Origin of the sequence: Vibrio sp. 2096 (assembly GCF_033339595.1) — a bacterium.
Lineage (GTDB): Bacteria > Pseudomonadota > Gammaproteobacteria > Enterobacterales > Vibrionaceae > Vibrio > Vibrio alginolyticus.
Genome location: NZ_JAWOUX010000012.1, coordinates 60,286 through 72,181, shown reverse-complemented (window position 1 = coordinate 72,181; position 11,896 = coordinate 60,286). Strand labels below are relative to the sequence as shown.

Sequence of the window (11,896 nt, the reverse complement as noted above, 5' to 3'; positions counted from 1 at the left end):
ACCTTTAGATAATGTCGACAGTGCGAAACTCTTCCTGTTCGAGTTCTTCTTGGTATTGCCTTTCTCGCGATTTTTCCGCGACTTCTTGTTGCTGCAACTGAACGAATTTTTCTTTGGTTTTATGGGCTTGTCGCGCCTCTTTTTGCTTTTCTTTAAGTGCCGAGCGTTCGATTTCAAGCGCTTTTTTTGACTCGGCCACACGTTGTTTAAGTTCGGCTTCTCTCTCTCTTAACAACGCGATTTCTTGTCTTAATGTTTCTAGCTCTTTGAGAACGAGCGTTTGTTGTTTTGCTTTAGCAAAACGTCGCTCTTCTTCTTCCTGGCGCCAAACGTGATAGTCCGCGACAGAACGTTCGGCCTTTTGAACCTGTGCTGCGGCGTTTGACACTCGGTATTCTTGACGCTTGACGGCTTTATCCGCACGGTCAGCGCGAATTTTTTTGATTTCTAATAAGCGTTCTATCATTGTTTCGCCATCCCTTTAAGTTGAGCGATAGTGCCATCAAGATCGCTTGGTTCATGAGTGCCTTGGCGTAAAAAGGCGCGTATATCATCACTTTGTGCAATGGCCAAATCCGCTCGGCTATCTGCGCCATGTTGGTATTCGCCAATTTTTATTAGCAGTTCAACTTCTTCATACTTAGCTAACATTTCGCGAATATGAGCAGCAGACGCCTGATGATCGGATTCAACGATTTGATTCATCACTCGGCTTGCTGACCGAAGTACATCAATCGCAGGGTAATGGTTCATTGCGGCAAGTTTACGCGAGAGAATGATGTGCCCATCTAAAATGGAGCGAGTTTCATCCGCGACAGGCTCTGTCATGTCGTCACCTTCCACCAACACGGTGTACAGTGCTGTAATTGATCCTTTGTCTGATTGTCCAGCTCGTTCCATCAGCTTTGGCAAAGCGGCAAAAACGGAAGGCGGATAGCCACGTCGTGTTGGTGGCTCGCCTGCGGCTAGTCCAATCTCCCTCTGTGCGCGGGCGAAACGCGTCACCGAATCCATCAGCAGTAGCACGCGTTTACCTTGGTCACGAAAATATTCTGCGATAGAAGTGGCAACAAAGGCGGCTTTGGCGCGCTCCATTGCTGGGCGATCAGAGGTAGCGACCACTAAAACCGATTTGGCCATTCCTTCTTCGCCTAGGTCATGCTCAATAAACTCGCGCACTTCGCGTCCGCGTTCACCAATTAAGGCGAGAACGGTCACGTCAACTTCTGCGGAGCGAATCAGTTTTGCCAGTAGGGTACTTTTACCCCCGCCAGCCGCTGCAAAAATACCCATGCGCTGACCTTCACCACAGGTCAGTAGCCCATCAATGGATCGAACGCCAAGAGAGATTGGCTTTTCAATTAGTTTACGTTGCATTGGTGGTGGCGCATCGCGATAAACAGGATACCAAGCACTTGGTTCCTGACTTTGCGTACCATCGAAAGGACGCCCAAGCCCGTCAAGCGTTGTACCTAACAGGTGGTCGCCAACACCCACTTCGTGCATTTTGCCCATTGGGCTTACTTCTGTATTTGAGGAAATCCCAAACATATTTCCTAACGGGGTGAGCAGAGCGTGATGCTGCTGGAAGCCAACCACTTCCGCTAACAAAGACAGAGTTTGATCGGGATTACGCAACTCACACAGTTCACCTACACGAACGCCAGGGACGACAGCTTTGATAATGGTGCCGGTGACTTGTGTAACGCGCCCGCGAATTTGGATCAAACGCGTGTGTTTAATCGCAGATTGTTGGATATCAGTGATGTATGAGAAATCGTTCAAGGTAAAAATATGCGCAATGATTGATGCTGAGAGGATAGAAAGTATAAGAATCAATTTATAGTGAATATCAGTCGGGAGTTTTTAGAAAACTGAAAGCGCACTAAAAAAACACGTCTGATTTTGACAGCTTCAACAAAGCGCACTTCCTATAATTCGCCTGTATTGTGCGGAAGGAGTGCAAGTGAATGAGTATTATCAACAATCATATCGCAACAAATCCAAAGTTTGATGCGTCTATCCAAAACGGGTTGGAATCGTCTCGCCCCGACGTTTCACAAAAAGGCAATTATCGCGGTGAAACCGTCCGTGTTCACAATGCCACACAATCACTTTTTGATGCGATGGAAGAACTCACTTCACTCGGTTCCGAAAAAGCAGAGAAAGATCTGACTAAGCGCAAAGTGAAAGACAGTGGTGTTCGAGTTAATGAAGCACATGAACTCGTTTCGGACTACTTAAGAAAAGTCCCTGATCTTGAAAAGAATCAAAAGATCAAAGATTTGGCTACAAAAATGGCGGGAGGAAATATCTCGACCATCGCGCAATTACAAGCCTACTTGAATGGGTTTTCCGAGGAGAAAAGCCATCAATACCTCGCGCTAAAAGCCGTTAAAAAGTTTTTGAGTGCGAGTCCAGAAAGTAAACACCTACTAGCGCTGATTGACCAAGCACTTCTAAGAATCGAGCAAAACCCAGATACATGGTCTCAAATCGATACGGAAATCCGCGTCTCAAATTTTGCTGATGAATACAGCCAAGAGCAAGAGTTTAGCTCTTTGCATCAGCTGCGCGGCTTCTACCGCGATACCGTTCATAGTTATCAAGGGCTCGGCGCGGCTTATCAAGATGTTGTGGCGCGCTTTGGTGAGCAGGAGGTATCGACCGCTGTTGACTTTATGCTGCAAGGCATGAGTGCAGATCTTAGTGTTCAAGGTAGCAGTATCGATTCGGTTAAGTTGAAGTGGTTGATGTCCGATATGCAAAAACTCAAAACTCTAAATACGTTGCAAGATCGTGTGAGTCAGCTGTTCCAAATGTTTAAACCGGAAAGGACGAATTATGGCTTATCAAGTTTCTAATTTGATGGCTGATGTGATTGCGTTGGTAGAGCAGCGATGGGTAAGCAGTGATGAGATATGGAAAGTCGTCAACGCAATGGAATTGACGGCGGTAGAACAAAAAATCGATTTTTTTCGAGAGTTCCATAAGTTAGTTCGCGCAATCCCAATTGACGTATTCGCCGATGAAGAACAACGACAGAATTTAATCCAAGCGGTACAAAAGGCGCTAGACGAAGCCATTGATATAGAAGAAGAGGAAGCGTGGGAAGATGAGTTGGATTGATGCATCCGTCGATGAATTTTGCCGAGGAATGGGGCTCGATGCCGTCGATTTCTCATCAGCTGGACGGGTGCAGCTGGATTTTGAGCAAAGTGGTACGCTGCATATTGAGCGACAGGGTGAGCAGTTATTCTTGATGTTGTCTCGAGCGTTATCTTGGCATCAAACCAGTGACATGATTCAAAGTGCACTGTGTTTGTGTCATGCCGATCAAGGCTGGCCTTTCGAAATTAAAACCGGCTTGTTAGATGAACAAACTCTGGTTTTTTCAGCAAGGCTAAAAGGAGAAGAAGTAACACTTCCGACCTTAGAGCAAGCGTTTACGCTTTTGGCTCGTCTACATAACGATGTGGCAGGCTCATGACTCGAGTCAGCACTTTAAACGTAGGCATCGAAGCCTTTACGCATGTTACTCATAGTGAAGTTAAGGCCGATTTCCCAGAGCGATTTCAATTGCTTCCTGATGGTCAGGCGGTCGCTACACATTTAGAGAAGCTCTATGATCTCAGGCCTTCAGACCAATATCTCATCGCGTTAACTAAGCCCAAGCTGCTGCACTCAGAGTTGTTGCGTCCAGAAAAATACCGTCAACAATTTGATGAAACGTTATCTCAGCTGCAAGTTCTTGCACAGGATTCAGGCTCCGCTTCTTTTATCAAAGCATCTGAAACGCTACAAAGTACGCAACTAGATCAGCGTTACCTCACTATGGCGCTCAATCTCCTTATTCAGGTCTAACCAACATGTTGAGATCCAAAGACATTGAACTCTTACTTGTTCACGCTGCGCTACAAGTTCAATACCAAAAGCCAGAGCATGCCATTTCTATTCTCGATGCGGTTCTAGAAATAGAACCGCAGCACAAAGAGGCGATGCAAACACTTGCTGTGGCGTGTTTACAAAGTGGTCGATATACCCGGGCGATTGAGGTGTGTGAGCACTTATTAAAATCTGACCTTCATCCTGACTCGGCAGGACTCTGGTTTTGTTTAAGCCAAGCGCGTTGGAAACAAAATGACGTCGATGGGGCACGCCAAGCGCACCGACGCTATCTGCAATCTTTAAATAGTGAATCACATGAATAAGTTGATCGATATTCTAAACAAAGTAGGGCAACGCAAAGACATCATGCTTGCGGTGATGTTACTCGCGATCGTCTTTATGATGATATTGCCACTTCCTACCGCACTGGTGGATGTGCTGATTGGCACCAACATGAGCATTGCGGTGGTGCTGCTTATGTTAGCGATTTACATCACCACGCCACTTGAGTTCTCTGCATTTCCTGCGGTGCTATTGATCACGACATTGTTTCGTCTGTCTTTATCTATCACGACAACCCGCTTGATCTTGCTACAAGGCGATGCTGGTCAAATCGTTTATACATTCGGTAACTTCGTTGTGGGCGGTAACTTAGTGGTCGGTATCGTTGTGTTCCTGATCATTACCATTGTTCAGTTTATGGTGATCACCAAAGGCTCAGAAAGGGTAGCAGAAGTTAGTGCGCGCTTCTCACTCGATGCGATGCCTGGTAAGCAGATGAGTATTGACGGTGACATGCGTGCCGGAGTAATTGACGTACACGAAGCTAGGCACCGACGATCACTGATTGAAAAAGAAAGCCAAATGTATGGCTCGATGGATGGCGCGATGAAGTTCGTTAAAGGCGACTCCATTGCGGGTCTGGTCATCATTGTGGTCAACATCTTAGGTGGCGTCACGATCGGGGTAACGCAAAAAGGCATGAGTGCTTCTGAAGCACTTGAATTGTTTGCGATTTTGACCGTTGGCGATGGTTTGGTATCGCAGATCCCGGCACTCTTTATCGCGATTACCGCCGGTATTATCGTGACGCGTGTTTCCCATGAAGACTCTTCTGATCTTGGGTCGGACATTGGTGGGCAGGTGATTGCTCAGCCACGTGCGCTTCTTATTGGTGGTGTGCTTTTGGTGCTGTTCGCACTCATCCCTGGATTCCCAAAAATCACTTTTCTGGTCTTGGCCGCCGTGGTTGGTGGTGGTGGTTTCTTCCTTTTCTATCAACAGAAAAAACAAGCGGAATCAGATAGCACCGACTTATCAAGCTTTGTTTCGCAAGGGGCCGGTTCGCCAGCAGCGAAGCCAAGCAAACCCACGCCTTCTAGAAACAGCAAAGGTAAGTTAGGTGAGCAAGAAGAGTTCGCCATGACGGTCCCGCTGTTGATTGATCTTGACGCGAGCCTTCAGGAAAGCTTGGAAGCGGTCGCATTAAATGAAGAGCTAGCAAGGGTTAGACGCGCACTATATCTCGACCTAGGCGTGCCTTTCCCAGGCATCCACCTGCGCTTTAACGAGGGGATGCAAAATGGCGAGTACTTAATTCAGTTACAAGAAGTCCCGGTTGCACGAGGACGAATTGTTAAAGATCAACTCTTGGTGACAGAAGGGAATGAACAGATCGATTTATTAGGCGTGCCTTATGAGCAAGATGAAGATTTTCTACCTGGTATTTCTAGCATTTGGGTGGCACAGAGTTATGAGCAAAAACTCGTAGCCAGTCATGTCGGTTTTCTCACACCCGACAGGATTTTAACGTACCACTTGTCTCATGTTCTCAAGGAGTACGCACAAGACTTTATTGGTATTCAGGAGACGCGTTATCTGTTGGAGCAGATGGAAGGCAGTTATTCGGAGCTAGTCAAAGAGGCCCAGCGTATTGTTCCGTTGCAAAAAATGACGGAAATCTTGCAACGCTTGGTTTCTGAAGACATTTCTATCCGAAACCTTCGCGTGATCTTGGAAGCGATGGTTGAGTGGGGCCAAAAAGAGAAAGATGTTGTACAGCTGACGGAGTACATTCGTTCCAGCTTAAAACGTTACATTTGCTACAAATACGCGAGCGGACAAAACATGTTGCCCGCTTACTTATTGGATCAAAGTCTCGAAGACACAATACGCAGCGGTATTCGTCAAACCTCAGCAGGGAGTTACTTGGCGTTAGACCCGTCAGTAACGCAACAATTTGTCAGTGATGTGAAACAGACCATTGGTGACTTAAGCCGCATGCCGAATAAACCTGTGCTAGTTGTGTCTATGGATGTACGCCGATATGTGCGAAAGCTTATTGAATCGGAATACTACGATCTGCCCGTTTTGTCATTTCAAGAACTAACCCAGCAAATCAATATTCAGCCACTTGGAAGGGTGGGGATGTAATGAAAACAAAACTAATACTCTCGCTGGCGCAAGCGGGGATCGAAGTGACGCCATACTTTTGGCAACAAAGTGAAATTCAACTTGGTTATCGAATTGAAGTTGAAGGCTTAGAGCTCGTTTTTCGGGTGGAGGACGGTGAAATCATCATCGTTCTTCTGAAACGCGTTCGTCCAAAATTGGGGTTGAGTAACCCCTTTGCCGGCTTATTTCTCTTGGCTGAACATGCCATTCAACTTTATCCCTCCGATTGGGTCATTCGCGGCAACGTCGATGTGTTACGTGGTAGCAACATGAGCAGCCAGCGATTGGCACAATTCTATCTAAAAGCATGCGGTGCAAGCCATGATGAGCTAGACGACTGGTACTGTTTACGTCTAGCAGATTATAGACCTTTGAAAAAGTTGAAAAAGTAAAAACTCACGACTGTTACTGACAGCACCGATGAGATGACCCGCTTTAAGATAGGAATCAAGATGAAGCAACCGTTTACCGATGCGATTGAGAACGCTGAGCTTGCCATTAGAAAAGCTGAAGACAGAACCGATATTTTTAACGAGCTATTGGAAGGCTTAGGTGTTGGTCCTGTTGCGGGTGATGTTTTACTTGGCGGCATAAAAGCACCAGTAGATACCATGAAACGTGCAGAGCAAGAGCTAATAGACGAAGTCCAACGCCGCCGGCAACAACAAAATCAGCTACAAGGTACGTCAGGTAAACGCAGAAAGCGTCCCACAGTGATGCGCGGCATGATGATTTAGAGGTTTGGAAATGACGAATATGAAAACGACTGGCTCTACGACAGGAGCAACAGACACAGCTGCGAGTAGTGCACCATTACCCACTTTCCAACAAAACTTGATAGAGGCATTTACCCCTGTACTGGGTGAAGCAGAGACTCAGCAACTTGCCTCGATAATCTCTTCATTGCCAACTATCTCGGGACAAACGGAATTACAAAGCATCGCGCTTTATGTTGATACGCTTGAAAACCTAAAAGCGAAAAATAACGCGTTTGCTGGTATATCATTGACCGACACCGCATCTGTTTGGCTAAAGTCGCTACAAAGTGCTAACTCAGATGGCGAATTAACCGCAGCCGAGTTTAATGCTCAAACAAACCAAACGCTATCAAATCAGTTTCAGTCTTGGTTTAGTAAGTTACTGACGGAAAACGTAGATAGCTCGTTATCTACTGAGTTTGTTAGTCAATTTAATCTGGGCACTCAGAGTAACCAAGCGGAGCAGATCGCCAACCTCTCCGAGACAGGTCTGGCTAATGCCACCAAAGAAATTTCTCTTTTTGTTGCAGAGCTTGCTAATCAAATGGGCTCCCGTGAAGTGAGAGATGCTTCTATTTCTTTTCTTCGCAATGCCTTTAGTAGCTTAGGTTCCGTTAATCTCGCGCAACTGAAGAGCTCGGATTTTCTGTTGACTAAAGAGAGTTTCGCTCTTCAAGTCTCAGCTCAATTAAAAAGTAGTTTTCAAGGCATCGGTATTACTTTAAGCACCGATGACGCAAGTGCGCTAGCTAGCAGAATTACCTGGACTCCTGGTATTTCTAAACAGCAGCTTAAAGAGGCGTTAGATGAAATGGCCGCTCAAGTGAAAGGCCAATATAGCGCAGCTTATGGTGAGGCGAGTGGAACGAGCAATCTAAAAGCAGCACTTAACACTGTTATTGGTGGAACTGAGCCTTTGACCCTTTCTAGCTTGTTCGCCAACTTCGCGGTGAGTTTAACAAATATAGAAATCGACGACTTTTACCAGGACAGAGCGATAGCCGATGTCCAAAAGACACAAATAACGGCAGCTCAAGTTAATTTGATCAAAGAAAACACCGAACGAGATATCCGATTACAGTTTGAAAAAATAGTAAAAGGTGAATCTACCGGGGCTTCATTTACTGAGCGATACGAGGCATTGCGCAAGAACTTAGGGGCATTGAAAGAGCGTCTACTCAATATCACCGATAAAGAGAAAGCGGATCGCGAGGTGAGAGCAGAGCACTCTCTAACGGCTCGTGATTTGTTGGCCGTTGTTGAGTCCAGCATTGGAGACCGTTTTGATGAGCAAGTGCTGCTTGCACTAAATGAGCGTCGTGTTAACCGTTTAGAGAAACGTAATGACCAGAAAGAGGCATTAGAGGATCTCACAATACAGCTTAAAGTTTTTGGTGTTGTGCAATCAAAAATTCACTCTACGCAAAGTGTTGATGGGGTTTACAAACCGGGATATCCAGAAAGTAACTTCAAAGCGAGTGACTTTAACTACAGCAATCAAACGGATTTTGAAGCTTCACCTGAGTACAAGTATTTGACGGATAATAAGATAACAAACCATCGAGACTTCCTTCAAACACAAGGTATTACTATCGGTGATGGTGCGTCGTACCAAGATGAAGAGAAGTCGAAAAAACTGTCTAATTTTTCTAGTTCTGTCAGTGCTAAATCCAAGTTGCTTAACGATGAAGTGCAAATCAAAACCACTGAGCTGAACGACACCAGTTCTCAATACAACTCTACCGTTGAAGCGATGAACAAGTTTGTTCAGAAGTACCACAGTATTTTACAAGAAATCCTACGAGCCATTTAAGGATAACCAACCATGACTAAAACAAACGCGACCGATCCATCTCAAATGCAAGCAGAAGAGCTGCTGTCTTTTCTGGAAGAGGGAGGCACGCTAAAAATGTTGCACGATGTGTCTCAGGACACCATCGAACACATTTATGCCGTAGGTTACAACTTTTTCCAGTCGGGAAAGATTGAGCAAGCAGCGAAAGTATTTCAATTACTCAGCATGCTTGATCATTATCAGGCGCGATTTTTCATTGGCCTTGGCGCGGCTCGTCAGGAGTTGGGTGAGTATCTGCAGGCAATAGACGCCTACAGCTACGCAGCGCTAGTGGACGTAAATGATCCACGCCCACCTTTTCACTCTGCTGAATGTCACCTGAAACTGGAACAACTGACAGAAGCAGAGAGTGGGTTTTATAGCGCGAAGGAGATGTCTGCCGGAAAATCACAATATGCAGATTTGCATGAGCGTGCAGGCATCATGTTAGAAGCGGTGAGAAATAAAAAGGAGTAATTAGACTATGAGTTCTATTGCACTTGACCGCATCCAGACACAGGTTTATAGCCCTGAATCTGGCCAAGCCACGTTAGATAACGTGCAGAAAACGGCGTCTACAGCGACGCCTTCTGTGACGGTAGAAAACGTGAAGAGTAAAGATGCAGATGTACTGAACACCGGAAAAGTAAAAGTTCAGTTAGATGCACCTAACGCAGCTGTTAGTGACAAAGTGAATGATTTGACGCTAAAAGCCATGGCACAGCTGCAAAAGATCGTCGATACCATTGCAAAATCTCTCCATGCAGTTGCAGACCAAACAGGTTCGATTGCCGTCAAAATAATCGCAGGATCTGCTGATGATTTTGAAGTAGAGCTTGCTGCTATCACGGATAAACTGAAAAGTGCTCAAAACGAGCTGAAAATTCAGGAAGTGAAGGTCGCAAAAGCTAAGCACGAAAAAGAGATGGTGGAAAACCAAGACAAAATCAAAGAATCGGAAGCCGCTGCAAAAGAAGCCCAAAAATCAGGCTTAGCAGCGAAGATCTTTGGTTGGATCAGTGCGGTGGTTTCTATTGTTGTTGGTGCCGTAATGGTGGCAACGGGTGTTGGTGCAGCAGCCGGTGCACTTATGATCGCTGGTGGCGTTATGGGAGCAGTGAGCATGGCGCTGCAAGAGCCAGCCGTTCAAGATGCGCTAAAAGAAGCGGGCATAAATGTCGATGTGCTAAACAAAGTCGTAATGGCATTAGAAATCGCCGTCGCGGTTATTGGAGCTGTTGTAACGTTTGGTGGTGCAGCAGCTGGCGGTATCGCGAAACTTGCAGCAAAAGGTGCTGGTAAGGTAGCTCAAAAGGTCACGGAAATCGCTACGAAAGCCGCTGCAAACATGGCGAAAGTGGCGGATATGGGCACAAAAGCTGCGACAACAACAGCGAAAGCGATTCGTTATGGCGCAGAAACCGTCGATCTTGCCGTCAATGTGGGTAAAGGCGCAACGGACAGTGTCCATGCTGCTAACAATGCTCACGTGACAGAGATTCAGGCTGATATCACAGACCTTCGAGCCAAAATGACGTTAAGCCAGGCTGTCATTGATAAGCTCAAAGAAGAGATTGGTAAGTTGATGGAAGACTTCCAAGAGTTGATGAGCCTCATCATGCAAATGATTCAAGCGAAAAGTGAAACTATGCAAACGGTGTTAAGCCGTCCTGCAACGGTATAAGGAGTTTATTATGCTAGATAAAGTAGGCGGAACGGGTCGTGGTGAACTATACGGTTTAGGCGATACCATAAAAACCAACAAAGCAGAAAAAGCGCCGGAAACAAAGCTTGAAGCGGGCGCCGTTAAAAGCCAAAGTGAGTCAGGTGTTTCTGGTGCAGCACGCTACCAGTTAGAGACACCTAAAGCTCCTACAGTGAGTAACCAAGCTCAGGTTGTTGCAAACCTAATGAGCGCTCTTGCACCGACGGTGAGCTCATTAATGAGCACAACGATGAAAGCGCTTAACGGTGAGGAGGTGATCAAGTCACCATCAGATGCGGTATCACAATCGTTGACGCTATTAACATTGTTGTATCAAGTATCAAAGCTGAGCCGTGAGCAGCAAGTGCTACAACGTGAAATTGCTGTTGAAGCAAACGTCGCGAGTTTAGAAAGCCAAGCGGCAGAACTCAACAACTCGGCAAGCGCAATGATCGCGATGGCAGTCGTTTCGGGTGTATTAGCGGGTGCTACCGCAATTATTGGTGCCCTTGGTTCTTTCAAAGCAGGGAAAGAAATCAAGAATGAAATGGCGAGCAATAATGTACTGAAAACGCAAAAAGCTGGCTTCGATCAAGCAGAAGAGTTATTAAATAACAATAGCTTGTCTAAAACGCAGCAAGATCAGGTTAAGCGTGCGCACTCACTAGCGAAAGACAATATCGCAGACACGACAGCGCAGCTGACAAGTGGTGGCCGTAAGTTCGATAAGTTGATGAGCTCAAACCAAGCGAAGAACGCGATTCTTCAAGCTTTGGGCCAGATGGCAAACTCAGCATCGAATGTAGAGCAAACCAAAGCGCAAGCGCGCAGCAAAGATGATGAAGTACAAGCGACTCGCGCACAAGCAGCCAAACAGAAAGCCGATGAAAACATTGGTTTCCAAGAAGGTTTATTGAAAGAGCTACGTGACTTGTTCCGATCTATCTCAGATAGCCAGAACCAAGCGTGGCGAGCGTCAGTCCCAACGGTGTAACCATCCGTTTCACTAACTACAAAGCGTTGTTTATACAACGCTTTTTTTATTTCAGCTATCTAAACTAGATACGGATATTTACTGGGTGATTTGTTTGTAAAGCAATATAACGTAGTGAGTTACATTGCATAAAAGTTACTGTTTTTGTTGAACTCAGCTCAAAGCTAACAACTTCATAGTAGCCTTGTTGCGTAAAATTAAGTTAAAGTGCCATTATTATTCACAAAAAGTGTGTTTAAGAATTTTTTGTAGTGAAGGGTGTA

General features: G+C 45.8%; 14 protein-coding genes. 12 read left to right on the top strand and 2 right to left on the bottom strand.

Annotated features, from left to right (window positions below):
• Nucleotides 1-4 precede the first annotated feature (4 nt).
• Nucleotides 5-466: a type III secretion protein gene (locus R7Q41_RS19280; RefSeq protein ID WP_005377236.1), complete on the bottom strand. Its 462-nt coding sequence runs from the start codon at nucleotides 464-466 to the stop codon at nucleotides 5-7.
• A complete protein-coding gene (gene vscN, locus R7Q41_RS19275; RefSeq protein ID WP_182039224.1) occupies nucleotides 463-1,785 on the bottom strand; it encodes a SctN family type III secretion system ATPase VscN in 1,323 nt (440 codons plus the stop codon). Before vscN ends, R7Q41_RS19280 begins: the two co-directional genes overlap by 4 nt.
• Nucleotides 1,786-1,970: 185 nt before the next feature.
• Here vscN and sctW point away from each other — a divergent pair, with 185 nt between their 5' ends.
• From sctW to vopD, 12 genes are read left to right on the top strand one after another with little or no spacing between them, the layout of a single operon-like run.
• Entirely contained in the window at nucleotides 1,971-2,864 is an 894-nt protein-coding gene (sctW, locus tag R7Q41_RS19270) for a type III secretion system gatekeeper subunit SctW (RefSeq protein ID WP_064376729.1), read from the top strand.
• Entirely contained in the window at nucleotides 2,845-3,129 is a 285-nt protein-coding gene (locus R7Q41_RS19265; protein WP_170893405.1) for a TyeA family type III secretion system gatekeeper subunit, read from the top strand. The genes sctW and R7Q41_RS19265 overlap by 20 nt, the downstream gene beginning before the upstream one ends.
• A complete protein-coding gene (gene sycN / locus R7Q41_RS19260; RefSeq protein ID WP_005388159.1) occupies nucleotides 3,116-3,490 on the top strand; it encodes a type III secretion chaperone SycN in 375 nt (124 codons plus the stop codon). Before R7Q41_RS19265 ends, sycN begins: the two co-directional genes overlap by 14 nt.
• On the top strand, nucleotides 3,487-3,864 hold the full coding sequence (gene vscX / locus R7Q41_RS19255; protein ID WP_017821329.1) for a type III secretion system protein VscX: 378 nt from the start codon (nucleotides 3,487-3,489) through the stop codon (nucleotides 3,862-3,864). Before sycN ends, vscX begins: the two co-directional genes overlap by 4 nt.
• Before the next feature lie 5 nt (nucleotides 3,865-3,869).
• Nucleotides 3,870-4,211, top strand: coding sequence for a type III secretion system chaperone VscY (vscY, locus tag R7Q41_RS19250; protein ID WP_005377248.1), 342 nt, complete (start codon nucleotides 3,870-3,872; stop codon nucleotides 4,209-4,211).
• On the top strand, nucleotides 4,195-6,321 hold the full coding sequence (gene vcrD, locus R7Q41_RS19245) for a SctV family type III secretion system export apparatus subunit VcrD (RefSeq protein WP_104979251.1): 2,127 nt from the start codon (nucleotides 4,195-4,197) through the stop codon (nucleotides 6,319-6,321). The genes vscY and vcrD overlap by 17 nt, the downstream gene beginning before the upstream one ends.
• Entirely contained in the window at nucleotides 6,321-6,734 is a 414-nt protein-coding gene (locus tag R7Q41_RS19240; protein ID WP_053304394.1) for an LcrR family type III secretion system chaperone, read from the top strand. Before vcrD ends, R7Q41_RS19240 begins: the two co-directional genes overlap by 1 nt.
• Before the next feature lie 60 nt (nucleotides 6,735-6,794).
• On the top strand, nucleotides 6,795-7,079 hold the full coding sequence (locus R7Q41_RS19235) for an LcrG family type III secretion system chaperone (protein ID WP_005395092.1): 285 nt from the start codon (nucleotides 6,795-6,797) through the stop codon (nucleotides 7,077-7,079).
• A gap of 10 nt (nucleotides 7,080-7,089) precedes the next feature.
• Nucleotides 7,090-8,913 carry a virulence-associated V antigen gene (locus R7Q41_RS19230; RefSeq protein WP_284144571.1) on the top strand — a complete coding sequence of 608 codons (1,824 nt, stop codon included), beginning with the start codon at nucleotides 7,090-7,092 and terminating at the stop codon, nucleotides 8,911-8,913.
• A gap of 12 nt (nucleotides 8,914-8,925) precedes the next feature.
• On the top strand, nucleotides 8,926-9,411 hold the full coding sequence (gene vcrH / locus R7Q41_RS19225) for a SycD/LcrH family type III secretion system chaperone VcrH (RefSeq protein ID WP_005377258.1): 486 nt from the start codon (nucleotides 8,926-8,928) through the stop codon (nucleotides 9,409-9,411).
• Between the two features lie 7 nt (nucleotides 9,412-9,418).
• Entirely contained in the window at nucleotides 9,419-10,618 is a 1,200-nt protein-coding gene (gene vopB / locus R7Q41_RS19220) for a type III secretion system translocon subunit VopB (RefSeq protein WP_054866172.1), read from the top strand.
• A 10-nt stretch (nucleotides 10,619-10,628) separates the two neighbouring features.
• Nucleotides 10,629-11,633 carry a type III secretion system translocon subunit VopD gene (vopD, locus tag R7Q41_RS19215; RefSeq protein ID WP_005377262.1) on the top strand — a complete coding sequence of 335 codons (1,005 nt, stop codon included), beginning with the start codon at nucleotides 10,629-10,631 and terminating at the stop codon, nucleotides 11,631-11,633.
• The last annotated feature ends 263 nt before the right edge of the window (nucleotides 11,634-11,896 follow it).